Below are 24,964 nucleotides of genomic sequence, written 5' to 3'. Positions count from 1 at the left end.
ATCGGATCGACATTCTGCTCGGCGCGCCCATGGACTTCGGTGAACCGGTCCGGGGCGTCAGGAGGGACGGACCCACATCGACGCTCGACGTACTCGGCCGGGCGGCGGAACGGCTGGGCCATGTGTGCGGCAAATTCGAGGTGCTGCCGAACCGGCGACAGGCCGAACGGCTGGTGCTCACGGCCCACCAGACCGCCGTGCCGGCGATCACCAGGGCAGCGGAATAGCCGCCGCCCTGACTTGGCAGGTCTGTTTGGGGGTGAAAGAAAAGACCGGGGGACACGATGGATCTTGCCGAAGATGTGGAGCCCGCCGTCAGACGCGGGAACAGAGACAGTCGGCGCCTGTGCGATGGTCCGCCAGCCGCCCGTCGGGGCCGGGCCGGAATCATGCTGGCCCTTGCCCTGGGACTTCTCGGGCCTGGGCTGGCCGCAGTGCCGGCCCAGGCGCAGGACGCGCGCGAAACGCAGGATGCGCGGGCTGCCGACGATCTACAGCACCGGCTGGCCTACCTGAAGAATCTGCGGGACCAGAACCTGATCACGGATGAGGATTATACGGTCTACCGGCATCGCATTCTGGACGAGGTATCGAGCCGTGCCGGCCCCGTCGCCGGGGCGGCTGCTCGGCCGGACGCCAGTACCATGCCGACTGTCCCGGCCCAGCCATCCAAGCCGTCCGCCGGCAACTGGGCGGCCAAGGACAAGGGGCTGCCCGGCATGTTCGACGATTATGCGCTGGACTTCACGGGCTATCTACGGGCCGGCATCGGCGGGCATGAGCGGGGCGGCGATCAAGTCTGCTTCCAAGTGCCTGGCGCCCGCTCGAAATACCGCCTGGGCAACGAGTGCGAGGTCTTCAGCGAGCTGCAGCTCGATGCGCTGGTGGCGGAGACGGAAGGGGGAGCGCGCTTCAGCGTCACGGCCCTGCTGGCCTATCTGGTGGAAGGCGAGGGGGATTTCGAAACCACGGAGGCCGCCTTCCGCCAAGCCTGGGTGGGGGCCACCAACCTGTTCGACGGTATCCTCGGCACCGCCACCTTCTGGGGCGGCAAGCGCTTCTATAAGCGTAACGACGTCCACATCATCGACTTCTATTATTGGGACGCCACCGGTCCTGGCGCCGGTATGGAGGATCTGGACCTGGGTTGGGGCAAGTTCTCCTATGCCTGGTTCCGCAACTCCGAGGATGATTTCGATAGTTTCGACGTCCGCGACAGCTTGGGGAGCGAGCGTACCATCACCGATGCCCGCATCCAGGTCACCGACAGGGCGGTCAGCCGGCACGATTTCCGCCTGACGGACATTGCGGTCAATCCCGGCGGCACACTGGCCATCGGCGGCGACATCCGCATCTCGGAGGAGAATCGGGACGGCTTCGAGGGCGAGAATGGCTTCTTCCTCACCCTTCAGCACAGCCAGTCGGGACTGTTCGGCGGCTCCAACACGGTCGCGGTGCAGTACGGGCAGGGGGCAGGCTCCACCCTCTCCAACATTCCGGACGATACGGTCGGCAGCGGCACCCGGACCTGGCGGATCGTCGACCAATTCACCTTCAGCGAGATCGGCAACTGGTCGGCCCAGGCGGTCGCGCTGTTCGAGCAGCAGACCGGAGGCGATCCCGCCGATCGGCGGGACTGGTTCAGCATCGGCGCGCGACCGATGTATCACTTCACCGACCACTTCGCCCTCGCGCTGGAGGTCGGCCATGACCGCGTGATGCCGGAGCAGGGATCGACCCGCACGCTCACCAAGGTGACCCTGGCACCCACGCTGAAAGCGGGCCGGAGTTTCTTCGACCGTCCGGAGCTGCGCCTGTTCGTGACCTATGCCGACTGGAATGATGCGGCCCGCGATGCCGGTCTGCTGGGCACCGGCGACGGCACCAGCAATCTCACCTTCGGAGCTCAGATTGAGACCTGGTGGTGAGCATGCTTCCCAGGACGGGGGTGCAGCAGCCGACCGCCGGCAGATTCCGGCTGCTGCATTCCTGACCCGTCCGATATGCGATTGCCGGCCGTACGCGCGGCATGGTCTGTTCCCGCCTTCCGCAGATCATGGCCGACTGCATGAGCTCGCATACACTCGCCATATTTCTGGTGACCTGCTTTTTCCTGTCCATGACGCCGGGACCGAACATGCTCCTGGCCCTGGGCTTCGGGTTGACGCATGGCATGCGCGGGGCGGCCTGGGGGGGGTTGGCATGTGTCTGGCCCTGGCGGCATTGGCGGTGCTGTCAGCGCTCGGCGTCGGGACGCTGCTGATCGCGTCTCCCGCCGCGTTCCAGATTTTCAAATGGGCAGGGGTGGCGTATCTGGCGTGGCTGGGCGTCCAGGCTTGGCGTGCCCCGGTGGCCGAGGCCGCGGACCCGGCGCAATCCGCCGATGTGCGGCAGGTTCCGCGTAGCGGCGGCTGGCCCCTGCTGCTGAAAGGCGTGCTGGTCGCCGTCAGCAATCCCAAGGCCCTGATCTTCATGGCGGCGCTGTTCCCCCAGTTCATCGATCCCGCTGGGCCGCTGGCTCCGCAGCTCACCATTCTGATCGCCGGAATGCTGGTCATCGAGTTCGGTTGGATCATGGCCTATGCCGCTGGCGGCGACCGGCTGGCGGCACGCCTGTCCGGACCGGCTGCGGCCAGAGCGCTCAACCGGATTACCGGCGGCCTACTGCTCGGCGCCGGATTGCTTCTGGCTCTGGCCAGTGCCGGCTGAAGCCGTCTTCTGACTGAAAGTTTGATCCAACGTTTCCACGCGACTCGGTTCGGGTCTGCGCGCATGACGTGCCCTGGGGCTCTCCGGGAGGTCGAGCGGCGGATCGCCATCGCCACTTCCCGTGTGGCCGACTACGCCATTCGTTCGCGAATCCTGCTACAGCTCCGACCCGGTCCACGACCGGGCAATGCCGCCGATCCGCGCAAATCCAGGGCTTTTTCATCGGGCCGGTAAACTGGCACGCCGCCTGCTTGAAAGGGCGCGGGGATGGGCGCACCCTCCGCGGGAAGGACGCGGCGGGGGTGCCTCGACAGCAATACCTGTTCGCGCAGGAGAGGGGCATGGATTCCTTGGACGCAACTTTCCGGCCCGTTGTGGCAAGTGCCGCATCGGAGACCGTTGCCGCGCCGTCGGTTGGCCGTGGCCGTATCAACTTGTCCGGTATCGGACGCGCCTCCTGGCGCATGGCCAAGCGGTGGCGGCGGCCGCTGATTCCAATAGCCATCCTGCTCGGCTCGGCGGTTGCCTACTGGACCCTCACGGTGACAAAGCCCGAAGTACAGCGGGAAGCCAAGCCAGAGCAGGTCTGGGCCGTGGACACAGTCGTCGCCTATCGGACCGACCATCAGCCCACCATCCAGCTTCTCGGGACCGTTGCCGCCGGACGTTGGGTCGATCTGCGCGCCCTGGTCGCTGGGACGGTGGAGGAGGTGTCGCCGGTTCTGAACGATGGCGGCGTAGTCCGCGAGGGCGAGCTGCTGATGACCATCGAGCCGTTGGATTACGAGCTCACGGTGGTCGAGACCCGCGCCCAGTTGGATGAGGCCAAGGCCCGGCTGGACGAGTTCCGCGCCAATGTGGAGGCGGAAGAGGCCAAGGTTGCGCTGGCACGCCAGCAGCTCGAACTCCGCCGGCGGGAGCTTGCCCGTAATCAGGAGCTGTTCAAGAAGGGCGCCATTGCGGCCCCGCGCCTGGAACAGACTCAGCTCACCGTGGCGCAGGAGGAGCAGACCTTCACTGCCGCGGAGAACAACTGGCGCGCCATGGAGGCCCGCGTGCGTCAGCAGGAAGCCGTGGTCGAGCGGCTCGGCGCGGCACTGAGGAAGGCGGAGACCGATCTGCAGCGCACCCGGCTGGTCGCTCCCTTCGATGCCTTCGTCGGCAATGTGAATGCCGAGCGCGGCATGCGCATCGGCCCCTCCGACCGCGTCGCCACCCTGTCCGGCGCCACGGCGCTGGAGGCGCAGGTGACGCTCCCCACCGATGCCTACGGAAGGCTGGCCTCGGACGGGCAGGGTATCCTCGGCCGTCCGGCGGAGGTGGTGTGGAACCTAGGCGGCACCCAGCTCAGCTATCCCGCGCATGTTGAGCGCGTGATCGACCGGATCGACACCGCTGCTGGCGGTGTCGGCATTTATGTGCGGCTGGACGGCAACTTCGTGGATGCGCCGCTGCGTCCCGGCGCATTCGTGCAAGTCAAAATGCCCGACCGCACCTACCAGTCGGTCGTGCAGCTTCCGCCTACGGCTTTGCATGGCGAGGATCGGGTCTATGTGATCAACGCCGAGAACCGCCTGGATATCCGCACAGTGCAGGTCGTCTCCCGCGACGGGGGTGCAGTTTATATCGGGGCGGGGCTGGAGGATGGCGACAAGGTGGTCACCACCCGTTTCCAGGAGATCGGGCCCGGCCTGAAGGTGTCCATCCGCGGTGAGGCGACAAGCACCGAAGGCGGTGGTAGCACGAGCCAGAGCATGGAGGGCGGGAAATGAACCCCGGCGGCATCATCCGCAGCTTCGTCCGCCACCGCGTCGCGGCGAACATCGTCATGGCCCTGATGCTGATCGGCGGCCTTTGGGGAATCCAGAAACTCGAAGTCCAGATGGAGCCCGACTTCGAGGTTCCCGGAATGGCCGTCTTCGTAACCTGGCCGGGTGCTTCCGCCGACGATGTGGACCGCAGCATCGTCGAAGCGCTGGAGCGCGAGGTCCGCTACCTGGACGGCGTCGACGACGTCACCGGCCGGTCCCGCGAAGGCATCGGCGAGCTGTTCATCAACTTCAAGAACGGCACCGACATGACCAAGGCCATGTCGGATGTGGAGCAGGCCGTCGCCAACGTGACCACTCTTCCGCAGGGTGCCGAGGAGCCGGTCATCCAACGTTTCGAAATCTTCGACGACATCATGGACGTAGTGCTGTCCGGGCCGGTTCCTGAGACGGCGCTCAGGGCCCATGCCAAAAAGCTGCGCAACGATCTGATGAACCGGGGCGTGGACCGCGTCAGTGTCCGCGGCATGCGGGACTCCGAAATCTGGGTGGAAATCCCTGCCGCGGAGCTGGAGCGGCTGGACGTCACCCTATCGGACGTGGCGCGGCGCATCGGCCAGTCCTCCACCGACGTTCCCTCCGGTTCGCTTTCCGGCGGGCTGGAAAAGCAGGTCCGCACCATGGGCCAGCAGGAGGACGCCGCCGGCGTCGCTGGCCTGACCCTGCGGGTGGACGAGACCGGACGCCGGCTCACCCTGGGTGAGATCGCGAACGTCAGCGAAACTTATGAGGACGGCGCATCCGTCAACCGCCACGGCGGCAATCCCGCCATCAAGCTCAGCCTGCAGAAGGCCAAGAACGGCGATCTGCTGGCGATCACCCGGACGGTCGACGAGTATCTGGCCTCCTACATCTCCACGCTTCCGCCGAACGTGAAACTGGAGGTGTTCAACCGGGAAACAGGCGAGCTGGAGCAGCGGATCGACATGCTGCTGGACAATGCCCTCGGCGGCATGATCCTGGTCTTCGCCGTGCTGTTCATCTTCCTGCGCGTCCGGGTCACGGCCTGGATCGTGGTCGACGTGATCACCTCCATGGCGGTGACCTTCGCGATCATGCTCTGGCTGGGGCAGAGCATCAACATGATGAGCCTGTTCGCGCTGATCATGATGGTGGGCATCATCTGCGACGACGCCATCGTCGTGGCCGAGCACGCCCAGACATTGCATGAGCGCGGTTGGGACCCGAAGCGGGCTGTCGAAACCGCCGCGCGCCGGATGTTCTGGCCGGTGACGGCCGCCGCCATCACCACGGTCGCGGCCTTCGGGCCGATGCTGATGATGCAGGGAACCACCGGTGATTTCGTGGAGCCGCTGCCGATGGTCGCCATCTCGGTGATCATCGCCAGCCTGGTGGGCTGCTTCGTTACCCTCCCCAGCCACATCAAGCATGCGCTGGAAAAGGACAATGGCCGGCCGAGTCGGTGGCGGGTCAGGTTCGATCACGCCTTCAACAGCTTCCGCGACGGCCCTTTCACCGCCATCATCCAGAAGTCCGTCGACAACCGCTACGCCACCATCGCCGCGGCGGTGGCGGCCATGGTGATCGCCATTGGCCTCCAGGCCGGCGGGCGGGTGAACTTCGCCTTCTCGCCCCAGCCGGAAGGCCAGGCCATGGCGCTCAACGTCTTCTTCTCGCCCGGCACCCCGCGGGAGGTGGTGGCGCAGCAGTTGGATGAGGCGGAGAACGCGATCTACCGGGTGGAGCAGGAGCTGGGCTACGGCCGGGGCGAGCTGGTCACAATGACCCTCGGCCAAGTCGGGGCAACCGTTGAAGGCCGCGTGGTAGAGCAGGTCGGCGACTATATGGGCGGTTTGCAGGTGGAGGTGATTTCCCCGGATGCCCGCGATGACCGCCTGCCAGACATCCTGAAGATGTGGGAGAAGGAGATAAAGCTTCTGCCCGGCATCGACGAGGTGGTGTTCGAGGAGGATCGCGGTGGGTTCGGCGGCAGCGGTGTCGGCTGGCGGCTTCAGCACGACGACCCCTATGTCCTGAAGAAGGCCTCACTGGAGCTTCAGGACGTGCTGCGCGGTTTTGCCGGCGTCAGCGGCATCCAGGACAACCTGCCTGCCGGCAAGGATGAGATGGTGGTCCGGGTCACACCGCGCGGCGAGGCTCTGGGCTTTACCAGCGAGACCGTGGGGCGCCAGCTCCGTGATGCGCTGGATGGCGCTATTGCCAAGCGGTTCGCCCGCGGAGACGAGGAGATCACGTTACGCGTCCGCCTTCCGGCCGCCGACCAGACGGAGGAAGCGCTCCGCAATCTGCGGCTCCGCTCCCCGGCGGGCATGGAGGTGCCGCTGGGCGATGTGGTCGAGCTGGAGGAGCGCCCTGGCCTTGCCCGTATCCTGCGCACCAATGGCAAGCGCACCCTCTCCCTCTTTGCCGAGGTTGATATCGGCGTCGCCAATCCGGGTGAAATCCGGGAAACCGTGGAGAAGGAGTATCTGCCGGCCATCCTGGAGAAATATGGCATTACCCGTGACATGGGCGACGGGGCCGAGCAGGAGGCGGAGTTCTGGGCCGACTTCATGGCCGGCATCGTGGTGGCGCTGGTCTCCATCTATCTGGTTCTGGCCTGGATCATGGGCAGCTTCGCCAGGCCGGTCGCGGTGATGATGGTGATCCCCTTCTCCATCGCAGGTGCCGTCTTCGGGCACCTCGTCATGGGGGCGGACATGACCATGTGGAGCTACATCAGCATCATGGGCATGGCCGGTATCCTGGTGAACGACAGCATCCAGGTAGTCACCAGCATTGATGAGCGGCATTCCGCCGGCGAGCCTCTGAAACACGCTGTTGTCCATGGCTCGGCGGAGCGGCTTCGGCAGGTGACGCTGACGTCCCTGACCACCATCTTCGGCTTGCTGCCGCTGATGCTGGAAACCGACGTCCAGGCCCAATTCATGGTGCCGATGGCCATCACCTTCGTCTTCGGCATCGGTACGGCCACCTTCCTGGTGCTGATCCTGATGCCGGCCATGCTGCTGGCAGTGGATGACGTCAGGACCGCATCGATCCGGCTGATCCATAGGTTCGGGCGCATTGGGCGCTGGTTGATGGCCCATCCCGGCAAGCCGAAGCCGCCGGTTTCAAAAGAGCTGCCGGCCGCGGAGTGATCCCGGACGGAGCTTTTGACCCTACCGCCCCGCCTAGGCTAATCCTGGGCGGGGCGGATGCATTTTCGGGGATGGAATGAACAGATCCAAGGGGCCGGGCAGGGGAGCCGGCGGTGGTCAGCCCGGCGCACGGCCGGACCGGGGCCGTGCTGGGCACCCCCGACAGCAGCAGGACCGGCCGCAGCGCGGGCCCGCACGCGACGCTCAGGCCGTGGACAAGCCCTTCCGCATCGCTGGACTGCCAGCCGTGCAGGCGCTGTTCGCCCGCGATCCTGGCCGGGTGCAGCGGCTCTATTTCGATGACAGGATGAAACTCCATCTCGGCGAGGCCTGCGCCCGGTTGGCGGAGCTGCGCCGCCCCTACCGGCTGGTCGAGGGGGCGGAGCTGGAAAAGATCGCCGGCTCAGCCATGCATGGCGGCGTGGTTGCCTATGCCGTCCCCAGACCGGTGCAGCCCTTCGACGAGGCGCAGGCGGAAGGCTGGGCCAGGGCCGGGCAGCCGCTGCTGCTGCTGGACGGCGTCTCCAACCCCCACAATCTGGGGGCCATCGTGCGCACCGCCGCCTTCCTGGGCCTGCCCCGCATCGTCGTGTCCGACCATCCCGGCCAGGCGCTTCCGTCGGAGGCCGCGTACCGCGTGGCGGAGGGCGGGTTCGAGTTCGTGGAGATCCTGCGCGCCGACCGCTTCGCCCAGCGGCTGAAGCGGCTCGGGGCTTGGTACCGCACCGTGGGCACCGCGCTTGGCGACCACCGCCCGCTCGCCCGCCTGGGCACCGGTTCGAAGCCGGCCGCGGTGGTGATGGGAAACGAGGAGCATGGCGTGCCGGAGGCGACGCTGAAGGCCTGCGCCGAGGTGGCGACCATTCCCGGGTCCGGCTGGGTGCAGTCCATGAACGTCTCCGCCACCGCGGCGATCCTGATGTACGAGATGCTGCGGACATAGCCGCCCATGCCGCGCCTGATCCTGCTGAACAAGCCCTATGACGTGCTCTGCCAGTTCACCGATGAGGAGGGGCGGCGGACGTTGAAGAATTATGTGGCGGTGCAGGGCGTCTATCCGGCCGGGCGGCTGGACCGGGACAGCGAGGGGCTGGTGGTGCTGACCGACGATGGCAGCCTGACGGCGCGCATCGCCGATCCGAAGCACAAGCTGCCCAAAACCTATTGGGCGCAGGTGGAGGGCGAGGTGACGGAGGAAGCGCTGGCCGCGTTGCGCGCCGGGGTGGACCTCAAGGATGGGCCGACCCTGCCCGCCGAGGCGGCGCGGATGGAGGAGCCGCAGAACCTCTGGCCGCGCGATCCGCCGGTGCGCTTCCGTCTCTCGGTGCCGACAAGCTGGATCAGCCTGACCCTGCGGGAGGGGCGGAACCGGCAGGTTCGGCGTATGACGGCGGCGGTGGGCTTTCCCACATTGCGGCTGGTGCGCTGGCGGGTGGGGGACTGGACCCTGGACGGGCTGTCGCCGGGCGAATGGCGGGACGTGCCGCTGCCGGCATCCCCACGCCCGCCGGTCCGCCCGCCTGCGGGAAAACCACGCCCGTTAGCCGGCAGGAATCGCCGGCCGGCTGACAGGGGACGCAAGCATTAAGCCCCGGTCATAAGCCGAGCTCCTTCAGCGCCCTGATGGATGTGGCGGCGGAGGTGTGCAGGATGAAGGTTCCGCCATTCGCCTCCCACCCGCCCTTGGTTTTCTCCCGGTCATCCACCAGCACATGGCCGGGACGGGACCATTTCGGCTTGTCCCGCGACATGCAGGTGATGACCTCCACATCCTCGCCCAGCATGTTCGCGACCCAGCGCTGCTTCTGGGCCGCGGCCCAGTTGCCCAGCGGCAGACCCGTCAGGATCACCGGCTTGTGCGGGGCGCAGTACTCCCACAGTTCCTTGGCATCGCGCATCATCTCCAGCGTGCCGAAGAAGTCCGCATGGCGGGACAGGGCGCTCCACATGGCGCGGGTGGATTGCTGGTCCGGCCGCTTGCCGGTGATAATTTCCACGCCGCGGTCGAAGTCGGCCAGGACCCCGTCCAGGTCCAGATACAAAATCCGTTCCGCCATTATTCTCCCCTTCCATAACCGGCACGCCGGCCCACTGCTGTGACCGGATTTGCCGTGGCCCTTCAACAGGATTTGCGGGTAGGGTGCGCGCCGCCCATGCCCGACAGCCGAATTCCCCGCCCTGACGACCCCGCTTCCGGCTCAGCCGCCGCGCCCAAGCGGCGGGCAGTTCTGAATGTGAATCTCAGGGGGGCATTGTGGATGCTGGCATCCGCCCTCGGCTTCGCCTGCATGGCGGCATTGGTCAAGCTGCTGGGAACGACGGGCCTGCACAGCACGCAAATCGTCTTCTTCCGCGCGGCTGTCGGCCTTTTGGCGGTGCTGCCCTTCCTGGCGCGGGCTGGCTGGGCCACGGCGGTGCCGCGCTACCCGTTCCGCCATGTCTACCGCGCGGGCACGGGGCTGGCCGCCATGGTCTGCGGGTTCTACGCCTTCACCCATCTGCCGCTGGCGACCGCCACCGCCATCACCTTCGCCCAGCCCCTGTTCATGGTGCTGCTGGCCGTCCTGTTCCTGGGGGAAGTAGTGCGGTGGCGGCGCTGGACGGCGACGCTGGTGGGGTTCGCCGGGGTCCTGGTAATCCTGCGGCCCGGCGTGGAAAGCCTCCAGTTCGCCTCCCTGGCGGCGCTGGGCAACGCCTTCTTCGTAGCCGCCAGCGCCGCCCAGGTGAAGGCCATGCCGGGGGAGGAGCGGGACCTGACGCTGCTCTTCACCTTCGGTCTGTTCTCCGCCATCGCGCTTGCCGTTCCGGCGGCACTGGTCTGGCGGATGCCGAGCCTGGAGCAGGCGGGCCTGCTGCTGCTCATGGGCCTGCTGGGCGTGTCCAGCCAGGCGGCGGTGATCCGGGCCTATCGGGTGGGGGCGGAGGCCAGCTTCGTGGCGCCCTTCGACTATCTGCGCCTGCTTGCCGCCACCCTGTTTGGGGTCGTGCTGTTCGCGGAAATTCCTGACATCTGGACCGGCGTTGGCGCCGTGCTGATTATCGGCAGCGCCCTCTATCTCGCCCGGCGCGAGGCGATGAAGCGGCGGCAGCGGAGAATGGAACCAGCGGACCACCCCTGAGCTCTGGCGGAACCTCGGCCGCCATCCATTGCATCTGTGAAGCAAGGCACAATCTAGGATCTGAAGAACAAAGGAGCCCGAAATGTTCCGTAAACTGCTCGCGTCCGTAGGCATCGGCGGGGCTACCGTTGAAACCATCCTGGATGCCCCTGTCACCGAACTCGGGCAGAAGCTGACGGGCCGTATGATCATCAAGGGCGGCTCCGTCGACCAGGACGTGACCGAGGTTGCGGCCGAGATCGTCACCAATGTGCTGGTCGAGGTGAACGACAAGGAGGTGAAGGAAAGCCGCGTCGTTGCCAGCACCCAGCTTGCGCGGGGCTTCAAGCTCGGTGCCGGCGAGCAGCGCGACATGGGCTTCGCCATCGATCTGCCCTTGCATACGCCTGTCGCCCTCGGGCGCAGCCACGCCCCTGCCTGGCTGCGGACCCGGCTGGACATTCCGGCCGCCATCGACGCGACGGACGATGACGCGCTGGTGATCCGGCCGGCCCCGGTCCAGCTCGACGCGCTGAACGCCATGCAGTCGCTCGGCTTCCAGCTCTACAAGACCGATGTGGAGCACCGGCCGCGTTGGAAAGGCGGGCACGGGTTCGTGCAGGAGTTCGAGTTCCGACCCGTGAGCCGCGCCGGACGGCGGAAGCTGGACGAGGTCGAGCTCGTGTTCCAGCCGGATGGAAGCGGCGGCTTCATGTTGCTGGTCCAGGTCGACCGATCCGCCAACAGCTTTGGTGGTTTCCTTGCCGAAGCCACCGGCATGGACGAAAGCTGGCATCGCCTGGAGCTGCCCGGCGGCCTGCGCGGGCCCGGCGAGCGTGCCATTGCCGATGCGCTCAGCCGGCTGATCGCCTGAATGTCAGGAAGCCGGTTCGTCCGCGCCCAGGGTGCGGCGGACCGGCATCCGCCTCAGTAGTTGTACGGGATCAGCGGCCGGACCAATGCCAGCACAAGGGCGAAAGCCACCAGCCAAGTCAGGTTCCGGCGGAGATTCAGGTACCAGAGCGGGGCGGTTCCGGCCTCCACCGCCCGCAGGTCGCCATACAGCATGCCGACGAAGGCCAGCAGCAACAGCAGGAAGCCCGCCTGCCAGCCGGTCAGGAAGAAGGCCGCCCAGGCGATGATGGAGGGGACCACGCTCCAGCCCAGCCGCTGAAGGGTCATGGTCGGGGGCGGCTGGTTCATCGGGTCCGTTACCCGCGGCCCGCCGAATCCGGCGAGCGCCAGACCCCAATGCACCCCGCCCAGGAAGCTCAGGATTACAGCGCCATAGGGCTTCAGCAGGTTCATCCCCATGGCGTTGTAGGGATGCGGCAGCACATAGGCTGCCAGCACGCAGCCATAGAACGGGATCAGCCCGCCCAGCCCCAGCCAGACCGCGGGCCGGGGCACGTCGGGAAACAGCCTGTCGATGAAAGTCGCGCTCATGCCGTGCCCGGTTCTCCGCGGCCGGACGATGGCCCGGCCTGAGGGCCGGCATCATGATCCAGAACCGTCCCGCCGACCACCTCGTCCTGGCTGACCGGGCCGGTGCGGTGGGATTTCAGCCATGCGCGGGCGCGCTCGTAATGCTCCGTGGTCAGGTGGCTCTGCACCGTCCTGATGGCCAGGAACAGCACCGTGGCGTCGTCGGAGAAGCCTAGCAGGGCCACGAAGTCCGGCAACGCATCGATCGGGGCAATGAAATAGGCCAGCGCCCCCATCAGGACCGCCTTGGCGCGGAAGGGCGTCTTCGGGTCCGTGGCAGCGAAGAAGGCCGCTACCGCATCCTCCACGAAGGGAACCCGGGCCATGCTGTCGCGCAGCTTGGTCCAGAACCGGGCCAATACCAGGCGCGTGTCGCGCTCCAGCTTGACCGGATCGATCTTCAGCGCCTCTTCCGCCGCGGCCTCATAGGGCTTGGCGCCGGGGGCATCGGTATGGGGGGAGCTGCTCTTGTCCATAGCCCTGATATGGGTGTTCCGACGCTGGCGACAATATCGCAGTGCTCTGCTAAGAGGGTCGCCAACAGGGCCGGCGGCCCGAACAAGATCAGACACTTCGGAGGAAACGGCGATGAATGTTCAGGGTATGGCCGCACTGGTGACGGGCGGCGGTTCCGGCCTCGGGGCGGCGACGGCGCGGCGGCTGGCGGCTTCGGGGGCGAAGGTGGCCCTGCTGGACGTGAATCTGGAGGCGGCGGAGCAGGTAGCGCAGGAGATCGGCGGCATCGCGATCCGGACGGACGTAAGCAGTGCAGACAGCGTCACCGCTGCTCTGGAACAAGCCAGGGCGAAGCACGGGGCCGCCCGCATCGCCGTGAACTGCGCCGGCATCGCCCCGCCGGCCAAGATCCTGGGCAAGAACGGGCCGCATGAGCTGGAGCTGTTCGCCAAGGTGATCCAGGTCAACCTGATCGGCACCTTCAACGTTCTGCGCCTTGCGGCGGCCGACATGGCCGGGCTCGATCCGCTGGACGCGGACGGGGAGCGGGGCGTGATCATCAACACCGCCTCCGTCGCCGCCTTCGAAGGGCAGATCGGGCAGGCGGCCTACGGCGCCTCCAAGGGCGGCGTGCATGCCCTGACCCTGCCGGCAGCGCGGGAGCTGGCGCGCAGCGGTATCCGGGTGATGACGATAGCGCCCGGCATCTTCTTCACGCCCATGATGCTGGGCCTCCCGCAGGAGGCGCAGGACAGCCTGGGCAAGTCGGTGCCGTTCCCCTCCCGCCTCGGCCGGCCGGAGGAGTATGCGGCGCTTGCCCTGCATATCTGTGAGAACACAATGCTGAACGGCGAGACCATCCGGCTGGACGGCGCCTTGCGCATGGGGCCGAAGTAGGAGGGGTGGGCGGGCCATCCAGCGGGTAGCCCGCCCGACTTAGCTGAAGGCCGCCATCAGGGTGCGGCGTAGGGCATCCTGGGCGAAGGGCTTCTGCAGCACCGGAACGTCGCGGAACCGCTCCGGCAGCATGGTGCCGCGGTCGTAGCCGGTGGAGAAGATGAAGGGCACGCCGCGGTCGCGCAGGATGTCGGCCACGGGGAAGCTCTCATGCCCATCCAGATTGATGTCCAGGATGGCCCCGTCGATCTCCCCCTTGCGGGCCTGCTCCAACGCCCGTTCCAGCCGGGCGACGGGGCCTACTGCGGTCCAGCCCTCCGCCTCCACCGTCAATTGCAGGTCCAGCGCGACCAGGGCGCTGTCCTCCACGATCAGGATGCGCTGCACCGGCCCCGCAATGCCGCCGTCGCGCAGCACCAGCTCCGGCGTCGGCGCATCGGGGGGCGGGGGCTCCGCGTCGTGGATCAGCTGGTCGGCGGGGATGGAGACGCGACAGACCAGCCCGCCGGGGCGGAAGTCCAGCTTGGCCTCCCCGCCGAGCTCATAGGCAAGGCTGCGCTCCACCAGCATGGTGCCGAAGCCCTGGCGGGTGGGCGGGGCGACCAGCGGGCCGCCAGCCTCTTCCCAGACCAGGTCAATGCCGCCCATGGGCGTCAGCGCCCAGCGCACCGTGACCCGCCCGGCGGTGGTGGAGAGCGCACCGTACTTTGCGGCGTTGGTGGCCAGCTCGTGCAGCGCCAGCCCAAGCGCCAGCGCGGAACTCGGTCGCAGCGCCAGGTCCGGCCCATGGATGATGACATTGGCTCCACCGGGGGCCTGGTAAGGCGCCAGCTCGTCGGCGACCAGGGCGCGCAACAGGGCGCCTTCCCAGTTGCCGCGGATCAGGGCGCCATGGGCGCGGGCCATGGACCGTACCCGCCCCTCCAGCGCCGCCGCCAGCTCTTCCGGCGACCGGGCTTGGCCCTTGGTCTGGGTAATCAGCGATTGGACCTTGGCCAGCGTGTTCTTGACCCGGTGGTCCAGTTCGGCCAGCAGCAGGCGGAGCCGCTCAGAATGACGCTTCTGATCGGTGATCTCGGTGAGGACGGACCCGACGATCAGGACCCGGCTGTCGCTCCACACAGGGAAGAAGCTGATCAGGAAATGGCGCGCCTGATCCCGGTTCGGTCCGGCGTTGGTCGCAAACTCCTCATTCTCCACGGCATGGCCCGTGGCGGCCACGCGGGCGACGATCTCCTCCATCCGCTCGCCGTTGGCGCCCATCACCTCGCTTGCATGCTTACCGAGATGGTCCTCCGCGCTGAGCCCGCTGATCTCCGCCAGCATGGCATTGACCCGGACATAGCGGCCCTGGCGGTCATAGAAGGCGAAACCGGCCGGCGCCTCCTCCAACAAGGCTTCCAGCTGCGCGAGCAGGGCTGACTTCTCCAGATTGGCGCGGCGCAGCGCCTCTTCCGTCTCCCGCCGGTCGGTAACGTCGTAGACCACGGCGATGGTGCGCAGCGGCTGTCCGTCCGGATCGCGCAGCAGACGGATGAACAGCTCGATCCAGATGATCCGGCCGTCCTTGCGCTGGCAGCGCTTTTCCCCATGGTAGAGATCCCGCTCTCCCTTCAGCAGGGCGGCGAAAGTCTCCAGATCGTGGCGGTCGCCCGGATGGGTGATGTCATTGAAGCTGCGGCTTAGCAGCTCCTCCGCCTCATACCCCATCATCTCGCAGAAACGCTCATTGACGCGGGTAAAGCGGCCGTCAGGGTCGATCTGCACCTGCCCGACGGCGGCCGATTCGAACAGGGCGCGGTACTCCGCCTCCTGCTCCACCAGGGCCCGGGCGGCAGCCTCGAGCTCGATGGTGCGTTCGGCAATCCGCTCCTCCATCTCCGCCCCGATGCGGCGCGCCTGCTCTTCCGCCCGCCGGCGGTCGGTAACGTCGCGGGCGACCAGCAGGGCGCCGATGATGCGCCCGGTTTCGTCGCGGATGGGGTCCTGGGTGATTTCGTAGACGACAGTTCCGCTCGGGGCGAACTCAACGGCATGGTCCAGGGTCAGCCGTTCGCCCGCCATCACGCGCCGCCAGATCCGCTCCGCCCGCTCGCGCCGGTCGGGCGGCAGCAGCTCAAGGCAGTTGGCGCCGACAACGGGGCGCAGACCGTAGGTCCGGGCGAACGCGTCAGCCGCCGCCCTGTTCACGGCCGTGATGCGCCAGTCCAGACCGATCGCAAGGATCAGGTCCCGGCTGCTTTCGATCAGAGCCGCCAACAGGGGCGCTTCAGCGGTCGTCCCTGTGAGGATGGCGGCCCCCGCCCGCTCACCTTCCATGACAAGCCCTACCGGGCGGAACCCATATGGAGTACCGGCGGCAGGTGGTTCCGATACGGCCTGCCCCGGCGCGGCGTCGACCCCCCAAAGCCTATCACCGTTCACATCAGAGACACTCCCAACCCCGTTCGGGAGCAAGATCGACTTTCGGTATAGGCAGTCGGGGGCGTTCGGGGTAGGGGTGGTTCCGAAGCCCGACCAGCCCAGCATTCAACCCGTTTCCCCGGCTTGCCGCCCTTGTATTCCCGATCCGCCGGCCCAAGAGTGATCACATGATTGACGCTTTTCAGTCCCCCGGCATACCAGCCGGCCAGCTGGCCGCCGGCCCCGGCAGTTCCGACCAGGCCGGAGGCCGCGTCGTGGCCGTGCTCGGCCCAACCAATACCGGCAAGACATATCTCGCCATGGAACGCATGCTGGCGCACCGCACCGGCATGATCGGCTTCCCCCTGCGCCTGCTGGCGCGGGAGAACTACGACAAGGTGGTGCGGCTCAAGGGCGAGCGGTCCGTGGCGCTGGTGACCGGGGAGGAGAAGATCATCCCTCCCCACCCGCAATACTGGATCTGCACGGTCGAAAGCATGCCGCTGGACCGGAAGGTCCAGTTCCTCTGCGTGGACGAGGTCCAGCTCTGCGCCGATCCGGAGCGGGGGCACATCTTCACCGACCGGCTGCTGCATGCGCGCGGCACGGAGGAGACGATGTTCCTCGGCTCCGACACGGTGCGCGGGCTGATCCAGAAGCTGGTGCCGAGGGTGGAGCATATCTCCCGGCCGCGCTTCTCCAGCCTGACCTATGCGGGCCAGAAGAAGATCAGCCGGCTGCCGCCCCGGTCCGCCATCGTGGCTTTCTCCACGACCGAGGTGTACGGGCTGGCGGAGATGGTGCGGCGGTCGCGCGGCGGCACGGCTGTGGTGCTGGGCGCGCTCAGCCCGCGCACCCGCAATGCCCAGGTCGCCATGTACCAGGCCGGCGACGTGGACTACCTGGTCGCTACCGATGCCATCGGCATGGGCCTGAACATGGATGTGGACCATGTCTGGTTCGCCCGGCTGTTCAAGTTCGACGGGGTCCAACCCCGCCGGCTGCGGGCGACGGAGGTGGCGCAGATCGCCGGCCGCGCCGGCCGCCACCTCACCGACGGCACCTTCGGCACCACCTGGGAATGCCCGCCCATGGACGAGGAGACGGTGAATGCGGTGGAGAACCACACATTCCCGGCCGTCACCCAGCTCATGTGGCGCAATTCCAACCTGGATTTCCGCAGCCTCCAGGGGCTGCAGCGCTCGCTGGAGGAACGGCCCTTCAGCCCTGTCCTGATCCGCGCCCGCGACGCCGACGACCAGCAGGCGCTGCAGATCCTGGCCGCCGATCCGGATATCCAGGCCAAGGCACGGCACCAGGAGCAGATACGGCTGTTATGGGAGGTCTGCCAGATTCCGGACTTCCGGAAGGTGCTGTCCGACCAGCATACAAAATTGCTGGGCCAGATCTTCCTGCACCTCACCGGGCCGGGCCGGAAGCTGCCGCCGGACTGGATGGCGAACCAGGTCAGCCGCCTGGACAAGGTGGAAGGAGATATCGATGCACTCGTCGCGCGCATTGCGCATGTGCGCACCTTCACTTATGTCTCCCACCGGGCGGACTGGTTGGCCGATTCCCGGCACTGGCAGGATCTGACCCGTGGCATCGAGGACAAGCTGTCCGATGCGCTGCATGAGCGGTTGACCCAGCGTTTCGTCGACAAACGGTCGGCGGGTCTGGTGAAGTCGCTCCGCACTGGCAAGGAGTTGATGGGCGCCGTGGCGAAGTCGGGAGAAGTGATCGTGGAAGGGCATGGCGTGGGCCAGCTCTCCGGCCTGAATTTCACGCTGGACGCCGAAGTGGCGCCAGAGGATCAGCGCGCCCTGATGACCGCCGCCCGGCGGGCGTTGAAGGACGAGATCGCGTCGCGCATCCAGCAGATCGAGCAGGCGGGCGACGACGCCTTCGTGCTGGACGAGCAGGGGCAGGTGAAGTGGCAGGACTCGCCCATCGCGCGGCTGGCGCCGGGGCCGTCGGTGCTGTCGCCCACCCTGAAGCCGGTGAATGACGACCTGCTGGAAGGCGGACAGCGCGACCGGGTGCTGGCGCGGCTGGCCGCCTGGGTGCGCGGCCACGTCGAACGGACCCTCGGCCCCTTGCTGGAACTCGAGAAGGCGGAGCTGGCGGGGCCGGCCCGCGGCATCGCCTTCCAGGTGGCGGAGGCGCTGGGCGTTCTGCGCCGCGGCCGGCTGGAGCCGCTGATCCGCGACCTGACCAAGGAGCAGCGCTGGCAGCTCGCCAAGCTGGGCGTGCGCCTGGGCTTCAGCCATGTGTTCCTGCCGGCGCTTGCCAAGCCCAAGGCCGTGGCCCTGCGCGCCATGCTCTGGGCCGTCCGCCATGGAGAGGCGCTGCCGGTCGAGGTTCCCGCCCCGGGCCGCGTCAGCGTGCCGGCGGGCGACACGCCCTCCGCCCTGCTGGAGGCGCTGGGCTATCCCAAGGTCGGCCCGCGCGCCGTCCGCGTCGACATGCTGGACCGGCTGGAGAAGGAGATGGTGCAACGCGCCGACAGCGGCGGAAATGTCCGCAGCGTCGGCGATCTGGCCCCTCTGCTCGGCACCTCCAACGAGGAGCTGGAGGCGGTGCTGGCCGATCTCGGCTGGCGTCCGATCCAGGTCGACCCCGCCACCCTGCCGCCGCCGCCGAAGCCCGCCGAGAAGAAGGGCAAGGCCGATGCGGACAAGGCTGAAGCGGCCAAGGCGGATGCGCCCGCGCCCGAGGCCATGGTGACCGACACGGCCGAGGCCGGCGCCGAAGACGCCGAGGCGACGCCTGAAGTCATGGATACCGAACCGGAGCCGCTGGCGGAGGGCGATGCCTCCGCCTCCATCGAGGCGCTGGGCGAGGCCTCGCCCGATGCCGCGCCGGAGCCGGCCGCTCCGGAGGCCGAGCCCGTGGTCGAGCCCCTGGCGGAGGATGCCGAACCGGATGCCGCTGCTTCCGAGGAGCCTGTTGCGCCGGAAGAGGCCGCTGCCGCCGGGGACGCCCCGGCCGGCGAGGCGACTCCGGCGGAGGCCGGTACGGTGACCGTGTGGGTGCGCCGCCGTCCGCAGCGGGAACGCGACCAGCGGCAGAAGCGCCGTCCTCGCCGCAAGCCGGGCGTCCAGGCCGGCGCCCGTCCGCCAGAGGCGCAGCCCGGCGAGGCCGCCCCGGCCGAGGCCCGCGAGGGCCGGCCGGAACGGCAGGGCCAGGGCAGGGGCCCCCGTCCGGAACGCAGCCGTGAGGATCGGCCCCGCGAGGACCGGCGACCGCGCGAGGATCGCCGGCCGCGTCAGGACCAGCCGGATGCCGCTGGCGACCAGCAGGCGGCCCGGCCGGAGCGCAACCGTCCGGACCGCGGCCCCGGCCCGAAAGGCAAGCCCCAACAGGAGCGGAAGCCGGACCGTCCGGTCGACCCCGACCATCCCTTCGCGGTGTTGCGCCAGCTCGTGACCCGTAAGTAGATGGCGGGATGAGCGACGCGCCGGACCGTGATGTCACTGCCCAGGACCCAGCCGATGCGGCCGACATGGCCCGCGGCCGGCTGCGGCTGGACAAATGGCTCTGGTACGCGCGTTTCGTGAAGACACGGAGCCTTGCCGCCAAGCTCTGCACCGGTGGCAAGATCCGGATCAGCGGCGGCGGCCATGTCACCAAGGCCAGCCACATGGTGAAGGTCGGCGACGTGCTGACCTTCCCCCTCGGCCCGCACATCCGGGTGATCCGCGTCCAGGCCCTGGCCGCCCGCCGCGGCCCGGCACCCGAAGCCCGCACCCTGTACGAGGATCTGTCCCCGCCCAGCGCGGAAAACCGGATGGAGCGGTTCTAATCCGCAATGCCGAGGAAGACGGTCAGGGCGCGGTTCAGGCGCACCATGTCCTCGTCCGTGACACGCCCGTTCGTGCCGCGTACATCCTTGCGCGGCACGGTCGCGATCTTGTCGACCATGATCCAGGACGGCTCGGCGAGGCCGTTCTGTGCGGATGGCTGGATATCCAGCCGGATGAGCGGCGTGGACAGCTCGGTGCGGCTGATCAGGCACAAGGTAACGGAGCCGGTTTCATCGAACCGGTCGGACTGGATGATGACGGCGGGCCGGGGCTTCGCGGTGTAAGCGCCTTTGGCAGCCACGGTGACGATGTCACCCCGCCTCATTCCCCGCCCCAGTCCTGAACGTCGGCGAGAAAGTCGTTTATCTCGCCTTCCTCGGGCGAGACGGCGACAATGCGCGACTGACGCTTGGCCTCTTCCTGGAAGCGGGGGGAGCGCACGTCCGGCACCCAGAGCTGGATGGGTCGCAGCCCCTGTGCCCGCAGCCGGTCACGATAAAGCTGCGTCTTGCGCCGCCCTGCCTCACGCGCCGTCTCGGACCTGATGGATTTGGATCTGGACATCGCCGGCTCCGGGTGCGTCACATGTGACCAATATGTTAGGCCGACGGAAGCGGTTGATCAAGTTCCGGCCCGATCCACCATATCCGCTCCAGCCGCAAGCCCTCCCGCCCGCGCATGGCGGCTACGCGCGGCCATGCTTGTTCGCGGGTAGCTCAGGCACTATTCTCCGGTCGCCTCGAAACAATATGACGTGAATACCTCAACAGGTTTTCCGTTTAGGTCCATTCAGTAGGGCGAACCTCGATGTCCAAGCCGCGCACCCTCTATGACAAGATCTGGGACAGCCATGTCGTGCACCGGCAGGAGGACGGCACCAGCGTCCTCTACATCGACCTGCACCTGGTCCACGAGGTGACTTCGCCCCAGGCGTTCGAGGGGCTGCGCATGGCGGGGCGTCAGGTGCGCCAGCCGAAGAAGACGTTGGCCGTGGTGGACCACAATGTCCCGACCAGCAGCGACCGCACCCAGATCGTCCGCAATGAGGAAAGCCGCGTCCAAATCCAGGAGCTGGCCCGCAACACGGCCGAGTTCGGTCTGGAATATTACGATATGTTCGATATCCGCCAGGGCATCGTGCATGTGGTGGGGCCGGAGCAGGGCGCCACGCAGCCCGGCATGACCATCGTCTGCGGCGACAGCCACACCTCCACCCATGGCGCGTTCGGCGCCTTGGCCTTCGGCATCGGCACGTCCGATGTGGAGCATGTGCTGGCCACGCAGACCCTGCTGATGAAGAAGTCCAAGAACATGCGGGTGACGGTGAACGGGCAGCTTCCCGTCGGCGTCACCGCCAAGGATGTGGTGCTGGCCATCATCGGCAAGATCGGCACCGCCGGGGGCACCGGGCATGTGATCGAGTTCGCGGGCGAGGCGATCCGCAGCCTGTCGATGGAAGGCCGCATGACGGTCTGCAACATGACCATCGAGGCCGGTGCGCGTGCCGGCCTGATCGCCCCGGACGAGACCACCTTCGCCTATCTGAAGGGCCGCGCCCGCTCGCCCAAGGCGGGGGCGTGGGAGCAGGCGGTGCGGTTCTGGAAGAGCCTGCCGTCGGATGAGGGCGCGCAGTACGACAAGGAGGTCGTGCTGGATGCCGCCGATATCCCGCCGCTGGTCACCTGGGGCACCAGCCCGGAGGATGTGGCGCCGGTCACCGGGACCGTTCCGGTTCCGGAACAGATCGCCGATCCCAACAAGCGCCGGGCGGTGGAGCGGGCGCTCCAGTATATGGGCCTGACCCCCGGCATGCGGATCGCCGACGTTGCCATCGACAAGGTCTTCATCGGCTCCTGCACCAACAGCCGCATCGAGGATCTCCGCGCGGCGGCGGCCGTGGCGGAAAAGGCGATCCGCCAGGGACGCAAGGTGGCGGACGGCGTCTATGCCATGATCGTCCCCGGCTCCGGTCTGGTGAAGCACCAGGCGGAGGAGGAGGGGCTGGACAAGCTGTTCCGGGAGGCCGGCTTCGACTGGCGGGAGCCGGGCTGCTCCATGTGCCTCGCCATGAACGACGACAAGCTGAAGCCGGGGGAGCGCTGCGCCAGCACCTCCAACCGCAACTTCGAGGGCCGCCAGGGCCCCGGCGGCCGCACCCACCTGATGAGCCCCGCCATGGCCGCCGCCGCCGCCCTGACCGGCCGGCTGACCGACGTGCGGGAGTGGGTCTGACGCAAGGCCGGTCACGCGGAAGCGGGGCCGGAGCATGAGAACATGCGGAAGGGGCGGCTCCAACGGGCCGCCCCTTTCCTTATCGCATCACAAAGGGCTCGTACCGGCCGCCGGCTCAGGGCCCGCCGCCGAATCCGGCAGGCATGCTCATGGTCGGCATCGCAGGCGGTGTGGGACGGATCGGCGCGACGGGCACGCTGGCGCTTGCGCTCCGGCACCTCCTCGGGCAAGCAGAAGCCATGACCGAGATAGCCGACCAGACCTCCGCCCGTCCTGCCACAGAGCCCGGCGCGGTGCGCCGCGCCACGCTGATCGGCAGCACCGCCATCCTGATGTGGTCAACGCTGGCCCTGTTCACGGATCTGGCGGGACCGGTGCCGCCCTTCCTGCTGGTGGCCTTGTCCATCGGCATCGCGGGCGTCACGGCGGCGGCGGTGATGCTGGCGCGGGGGCAGTCGCCCCTGGCGGTGATGCGGCAGCCCCTGCCGGTCTGGCTGCTGGGGGTGGGCGGCCTGTTCGGCTACCATTTCTTCTATTTCCTGGCGCTCCAGACCGCCCCGGCGGTGGAAGCCAACCTGATCAACTATCTCTGGCCGCTGCTGATCGTCCTGTTCTCGGGCTTCCTGCCGGGGGAAAGGCTGGGCAGCTCGGCCCTGATCGGGGCGGGCTGCGGGCTGGCCGGCACGCTGCTGCTGGTCACCGGCGGACAGGGGATCGCGATCCGGGCTGAGTATCTGGGCGGCTATCTGGCGGCGCTGGCCTGCGCGGTGACCTGGGGCGCCTACTCGGTCCTGTCCCGCCGTTTCGGCGATGTGCCGACGGAGGCGGTGACCGGCTTCTGCCTGGGCACCTCCCTGCTGGCCTTCATCTGCCATGTCCTGGTGGAGCCGACGGTGTGGCCGCAGGGCTGGGCCTGGGCGGTGGTGGCGGCAATGGGCGTCGCACCGGTGGGAGCCGCCTTCTTCGTCTGGGACCATGGCGTGAAACGCGGCGACATCCAGACCCTGGGCGCGCTCAGCTACGCGACGCCGCTGCTGTCCACCGGGCTGCTGATCCTGGCCGGACGGGGGCAGGTGACGGCCACCGTGGCGGCGGCCTGCGCCCTGATCGTGGGCGGGGCGGTCATTGCCGGTCGGGGGCTGATCCGTCGCGGCTCCAGCACTCCGGCCGATCCCGCGTCCCGCCCTCGAGATTGAAGACCGGCCTGGCGGAAGGAACCAGCAGGCGGGAACGGGCGCGGACTCGGGCGTGGCCGGCGGTGGCGTAGATCTGCTTCGACGCCTCGATGATGTGAACGCCGGCGAAGGTCTTGAACCAGCGCGCCCCGACCTCCTCCCACGCCGCCGAGCCGGCGGTGAAGAAGCGGGACCGGAAGGGCGGGATGAACAGGGCGCAGCTCTCGCGCTCCGGCACGAACATGTTCTCCCGCAGGGCGCGCTTGAGCTGGGAAGGGGAGAAGGGGCTGCCATGGCCGAAGGGGGTGCGGTCGGTGCGGGCCCAGATGCCCCGCCGGTTCGGCACCACCGCCATCAGCCGCCCGCCGCCGGCCAGCACGCGCCAGCACTCCCGCATCATGGGGCGGAGCTGCTCCGTGCATTCCATCCCGTGGATCAGCAGGACCCGGTCCACCGACATGTCGGGCAGCGGCAGCTCAGACTCGTCGCTGAGCGCCACCTGCCCCGGCCCCTCCTGCGGCCAGAAGGTGACGCCCTGGCCGGCCGGCATGATGCTCAGCACCCGCTCCGCCTCATCCCGGAAGGGGCGCAGATAGGGGGTGGCATAGCCCAGCCCCAGCAGGCGCTGACCCGTGACATCTGGCCAGATCTGGCGGATGCGGCGGCGGACCAGCCTGCGGGCCAACTGGCCGAGGCTGCTGTCATAGAATTCCCGCAGGTCGAGCACGTCGCTGTACATGCGGCCATTCTACCACAAATGAACGTGCAAAAGAAAAAGCCGGCGGAAGCAATGCTTCGCCGGCCAGTGGATACTCCCCGGATCGGCGAGACACGCCCGGGGTTGTAACCCTTCGGCCGGTGGTCGCCCCGTTCGGAGCGCGCCCTTCCAGCCGTGCGCGGGACCATACCGGCATCGGCCGGCCCGCGCACCCGTCGGGTGGCAATGCCCAGGGCTTTCCGCCCGTCCGTCACATTTGTGCAACATGGATGCTTGTCACCGGGGCGGTCAGCCCGCCGCGCGCTGTTCCACGTCCTCCGGCCCGGACTGGTCGCCCAGCCGGTCGGCCACCCTGGCCAGGTCGGCGACGAAGCGCGTATAGGCCTGCTCCGCCATCTCACGATCCGTGATCCGCAGCAGGGCGGAGGGGTGGATCGTGCCGGTGATCCAGCCGGCCAGGGGGGTGCGCAGGAATTCTCCCCGGTCCTGGGTGACCTTGAAGCCCCGCCCGATCAAGGCCTGGGCCGCGGTTGCGCCGAGGCAGACGATGCCGGTCGGGGCCACCGCCGCGATCTCAGCCTCCAGCCAGGGCAGGCAGGCGATGATCTCCATCCTGCCGGGCTTCTCGTGCAGGCGGCGCTTGCCCTTCTGCACCCATTTGAAGTGCTTCACCGTATTGGTGACATAGGCTTTCCGCCGGTCGATGCCGGCGTCGGCGAGCGCCCGGTCCAGCAACTGGCCCGCCGGTCCGACGAAGGGGCGGCCGGCCAGATCCTCCTTGTCGCCGGGCTGCTCCCCGACCAGCATCAGGGGGGCGTGCGGCGGCCCCTCCCCGAACACGGTCTGGGTGCCGGTCTCATGCAGGGGACAGGCGGTGCAGCCGCGGGCGGCATTGCGGAGATGATCCAGGTCGCGCTCCTCCCGTGGGGGCAGGAAGCGGGCGGCGGTGTCCTTGGGCTGACGCTCGGCCATGGCGGGGCTCTTCTCGGTTGTGGCCAGGTCTCGACGGGGCTTTCGCGGACAATCGCGCCCAT

At 68.0% G+C, this 24,964-nt stretch carries 21 protein-coding genes; 13 read left to right on the top strand and 8 right to left on the bottom strand.

Annotation, left to right across the window (positions count from 1 at the left end):
- The first annotated feature begins 389 nt into the window (after positions 1–389).
- From DOL89_RS20820 to DOL89_RS20795, 6 genes are all read left to right on the top strand, one after another.
- Positions 390–1,928: a maltoporin gene (locus DOL89_RS20820; RefSeq protein WP_162937743.1), complete on the top strand. Its 1,539-nt coding sequence runs from the start codon at positions 390–392 to the stop codon at positions 1,926–1,928.
- A gap of 274 nt (positions 1,929–2,202) precedes the next feature.
- Complete coding sequence (locus tag DOL89_RS25890; protein WP_263973592.1) at positions 2,203–2,709, top strand: LysE family translocator; 507 nt, start codon at positions 2,203–2,205, stop codon at positions 2,707–2,709.
- 341 nt (positions 2,710–3,050) lie between these two features.
- Positions 3,051–4,481 carry an efflux RND transporter periplasmic adaptor subunit gene (locus DOL89_RS20810; protein ID WP_119681246.1) on the top strand — a complete coding sequence of 477 codons (1,431 nt, stop codon included), beginning with the start codon at positions 3,051–3,053 and terminating at the stop codon, positions 4,479–4,481.
- The gene (locus DOL89_RS20805; protein ID WP_119681245.1) at positions 4,478–7,660 is read left to right on the top strand and encodes an efflux RND transporter permease subunit; all 3,183 of its coding nucleotides are present in this window, start codon (positions 4,478–4,480) and stop codon (positions 7,658–7,660) included. Before DOL89_RS20810 ends, DOL89_RS20805 begins: the two co-directional genes overlap by 4 nt.
- A gap of 76 nt (positions 7,661–7,736) precedes the next feature.
- Positions 7,737–8,603: a TrmH family RNA methyltransferase gene (locus DOL89_RS20800; RefSeq protein WP_119681244.1), complete on the top strand. Its 867-nt coding sequence runs from the start codon at positions 7,737–7,739 to the stop codon at positions 8,601–8,603.
- A gap of 6 nt (positions 8,604–8,609) precedes the next feature.
- The gene (locus tag DOL89_RS20795; protein ID WP_119681243.1) at positions 8,610–9,248 is read left to right on the top strand and encodes a pseudouridine synthase; all 639 of its coding nucleotides are present in this window, start codon (positions 8,610–8,612) and stop codon (positions 9,246–9,248) included.
- 7 nt (positions 9,249–9,255) lie between these two features.
- Here the strand turns inward: DOL89_RS20795 and DOL89_RS20790 are convergent, their stop codons facing one another.
- Positions 9,256–9,717: a hypothetical protein gene (locus DOL89_RS20790; RefSeq protein ID WP_119681242.1), complete on the bottom strand. Its 462-nt coding sequence runs from the start codon at positions 9,715–9,717 to the stop codon at positions 9,256–9,258.
- Positions 9,718–9,813: 96 nt separating this feature from the next.
- On the opposite strand from DOL89_RS20790, the gene DOL89_RS20785 reads away from it, so the two are divergent.
- Positions 9,814–10,779, top strand: coding sequence for a DMT family transporter (locus DOL89_RS20785; protein WP_119681241.1), 966 nt, complete (start codon positions 9,814–9,816; stop codon positions 10,777–10,779).
- 82 nt (positions 10,780–10,861) lie between these two features.
- Positions 10,862–11,632, top strand: coding sequence for a sporulation protein (locus DOL89_RS20780; protein WP_119681240.1), 771 nt, complete (start codon positions 10,862–10,864; stop codon positions 11,630–11,632).
- Between the two features lie 53 nt (positions 11,633–11,685).
- Here the strand turns inward: DOL89_RS20780 and DOL89_RS20775 are convergent, their stop codons facing one another.
- A complete protein-coding gene (locus DOL89_RS20775; protein WP_119681239.1) occupies positions 11,686–12,204 on the bottom strand; it encodes a DUF3429 domain-containing protein in 519 nt (172 codons plus the stop codon).
- Positions 12,201–12,719: a YkvA family protein gene (locus DOL89_RS20770; protein ID WP_119681238.1), complete on the bottom strand. Its 519-nt coding sequence runs from the start codon at positions 12,717–12,719 to the stop codon at positions 12,201–12,203. Before DOL89_RS20770 ends, DOL89_RS20775 begins: the two co-directional genes overlap by 4 nt.
- A 112-nt stretch (positions 12,720–12,831) precedes the next feature.
- Between DOL89_RS20770 and DOL89_RS20765 the strand changes: the two genes are divergently transcribed.
- Complete coding sequence (locus DOL89_RS20765) at positions 12,832–13,596, top strand: 3-hydroxyacyl-CoA dehydrogenase (RefSeq protein ID WP_119681237.1); 765 nt, start codon at positions 12,832–12,834, stop codon at positions 13,594–13,596.
- A gap of 39 nt (positions 13,597–13,635) precedes the next feature.
- Here DOL89_RS20765 and DOL89_RS20760 read toward each other — a convergent pair whose 3' ends face one another.
- The gene (locus DOL89_RS20760) at positions 13,636–15,915 is read right to left on the bottom strand and encodes a PAS domain S-box protein (protein WP_162937741.1); all 2,280 of its coding nucleotides are present in this window, start codon (positions 15,913–15,915) and stop codon (positions 13,636–13,638) included.
- Between the two features lie 272 nt (positions 15,916–16,187).
- Between DOL89_RS20760 and DOL89_RS20755 the strand changes: the two genes are divergently transcribed.
- Together DOL89_RS20755 and DOL89_RS20750 are read left to right on the top strand one after the other, a co-directional pair.
- On the top strand, positions 16,188–19,439 hold the full coding sequence (locus DOL89_RS20755) for a helicase-related protein (protein ID WP_119681235.1): 3,252 nt from the start codon (positions 16,188–16,190) through the stop codon (positions 19,437–19,439).
- Positions 19,440–19,447: 8 nt separating this feature from the next.
- Positions 19,448–19,804, top strand: a complete 357-nt coding sequence (locus tag DOL89_RS20750) for an RNA-binding S4 domain-containing protein (RefSeq protein WP_119681234.1) — start codon at positions 19,448–19,450, stop codon at positions 19,802–19,804.
- On the opposite strand, the gene DOL89_RS20745 is transcribed toward DOL89_RS20750, so the two are convergent.
- Both DOL89_RS20745 and DOL89_RS20740 read right to left on the bottom strand, forming a co-directional pair.
- Positions 19,801–20,130, bottom strand: coding sequence for a type II toxin-antitoxin system PemK/MazF family toxin (locus DOL89_RS20745; protein ID WP_119681233.1), 330 nt, complete (start codon positions 20,128–20,130; stop codon positions 19,801–19,803). The two genes, DOL89_RS20750 and DOL89_RS20745, sit on opposite strands and share 4 nt — an antisense overlap.
- Positions 20,127–20,369, bottom strand: coding sequence for an antitoxin MazE family protein (locus DOL89_RS20740; RefSeq protein WP_119681232.1), 243 nt, complete (start codon positions 20,367–20,369; stop codon positions 20,127–20,129). The genes DOL89_RS20745 and DOL89_RS20740 overlap by 4 nt, the downstream gene beginning before the upstream one ends.
- A 243-nt stretch (positions 20,370–20,612) precedes the next feature.
- Between DOL89_RS20740 and leuC the strand changes: the two genes are divergently transcribed.
- Complete coding sequence (gene leuC / locus DOL89_RS20735) at positions 20,613–22,037, top strand: 3-isopropylmalate dehydratase large subunit (RefSeq protein WP_119681231.1); 1,425 nt, start codon at positions 20,613–20,615, stop codon at positions 22,035–22,037.
- A 239-nt stretch (positions 22,038–22,276) separates the two neighbouring features.
- Positions 22,277–23,233, top strand: a complete 957-nt coding sequence (gene yddG, locus DOL89_RS20730; RefSeq protein WP_119681393.1) for an aromatic amino acid exporter YddG — start codon at positions 22,277–22,279, stop codon at positions 23,231–23,233.
- On the opposite strand, the gene DOL89_RS20725 is transcribed toward yddG, so the two are convergent.
- Both DOL89_RS20725 and DOL89_RS20720 read right to left on the bottom strand, forming a co-directional pair.
- Complete coding sequence (locus DOL89_RS20725) at positions 23,160–23,951, bottom strand: class I SAM-dependent methyltransferase (protein ID WP_119681230.1); 792 nt, start codon at positions 23,949–23,951, stop codon at positions 23,160–23,162. The genes yddG and DOL89_RS20725 overlap by 74 nt on opposite strands.
- Before the next feature lie 267 nt (positions 23,952–24,218).
- Positions 24,219–24,902 (bottom strand): UdgX family uracil-DNA binding protein, encoded by a 684-nt coding sequence (locus tag DOL89_RS20720; protein ID WP_119681229.1) that lies wholly within the window; start codon positions 24,900–24,902, stop codon positions 24,219–24,221.
- Positions 24,903–24,964: the final 62 nt, after the last annotated feature.

It is taken from the genome of Indioceanicola profundi (assembly GCF_003568845.1).
Classification (GTDB): domain Bacteria; phylum Pseudomonadota; class Alphaproteobacteria; order Azospirillales; family Azospirillaceae; genus Indioceanicola; species Indioceanicola profundi.
Note: the sequence above shows the minus strand (reverse complement) of the source record. Positions and strands in the feature narration are given on the sequence as shown.

Coding starts and splice junctions, on each gene's coding strand:
- DOL89_RS20780 (WP_119681240.1), top strand. CDS start 10,862: ATGTTCCGTAAACTGCTCGCGTCCGTAGGCATCGGCGGGGCTACCGTT.
- yddG (WP_119681393.1), top strand. CDS start 22,277: ATGACCGAGATAGCCGACCAGACCTCCGCCCGTCCTGCCACAGAGCCC.
- DOL89_RS20750 (WP_119681234.1), top strand. CDS start 19,448: ATGAGCGACGCGCCGGACCGTGATGTCACTGCCCAGGACCCAGCCGAT.
- DOL89_RS20740 (WP_119681232.1), bottom strand. CDS start 20,369: ATGTCCAGATCCAAATCCATCAGGTCCGAGACGGCGCGTGAGGCAGGG.
- DOL89_RS20755 (WP_119681235.1), top strand. CDS start 16,188: ATGATTGACGCTTTTCAGTCCCCCGGCATACCAGCCGGCCAGCTGGCC.
- DOL89_RS20765 (WP_119681237.1), top strand. CDS start 12,832: ATGAATGTTCAGGGTATGGCCGCACTGGTGACGGGCGGCGGTTCCGGC.
- DOL89_RS20800 (WP_119681244.1), top strand. CDS start 7,737: ATGAACAGATCCAAGGGGCCGGGCAGGGGAGCCGGCGGTGGTCAGCCC.
- DOL89_RS20820 (WP_162937743.1), top strand. CDS start 390: ATGCTGGCCCTTGCCCTGGGACTTCTCGGGCCTGGGCTGGCCGCAGTG.
- DOL89_RS20795 (WP_119681243.1), top strand. CDS start 8,610: ATGCCGCGCCTGATCCTGCTGAACAAGCCCTATGACGTGCTCTGCCAG.
- DOL89_RS20720 (WP_119681229.1), bottom strand. CDS start 24,902: ATGGCCGAGCGTCAGCCCAAGGACACCGCCGCCCGCTTCCTGCCCCCA.
- DOL89_RS20775 (WP_119681239.1), bottom strand. CDS start 12,204: ATGAGCGCGACTTTCATCGACAGGCTGTTTCCCGACGTGCCCCGGCCC.
- DOL89_RS20745 (WP_119681233.1), bottom strand. CDS start 20,130: ATGAGGCGGGGTGACATCGTCACCGTGGCTGCCAAAGGCGCTTACACC.
- DOL89_RS20760 (WP_162937741.1), bottom strand. CDS start 15,915: ATGGAAGGTGAGCGGGCGGGGGCCGCCATCCTCACAGGGACGACCGCT.
- DOL89_RS20785 (WP_119681241.1), top strand. CDS start 9,814: ATGCCCGACAGCCGAATTCCCCGCCCTGACGACCCCGCTTCCGGCTCA.
- DOL89_RS20810 (WP_119681246.1), top strand. CDS start 3,051: ATGGATTCCTTGGACGCAACTTTCCGGCCCGTTGTGGCAAGTGCCGCA.
- leuC (WP_119681231.1), top strand. CDS start 20,613: ATGTCCAAGCCGCGCACCCTCTATGACAAGATCTGGGACAGCCATGTC.
- DOL89_RS20805 (WP_119681245.1), top strand. CDS start 4,478: ATGAACCCCGGCGGCATCATCCGCAGCTTCGTCCGCCACCGCGTCGCG.
- DOL89_RS20790 (WP_119681242.1), bottom strand. CDS start 9,717: ATGGCGGAACGGATTTTGTATCTGGACCTGGACGGGGTCCTGGCCGAC.
- DOL89_RS20725 (WP_119681230.1), bottom strand. CDS start 23,951: ATGTACAGCGACGTGCTCGACCTGCGGGAATTCTATGACAGCAGCCTC.
- DOL89_RS20770 (WP_119681238.1), bottom strand. CDS start 12,719: ATGGACAAGAGCAGCTCCCCCCATACCGATGCCCCCGGCGCCAAGCCC.
- DOL89_RS25890 (WP_263973592.1), top strand. CDS start 2,203: ATGTGTCTGGCCCTGGCGGCATTGGCGGTGCTGTCAGCGCTCGGCGTC.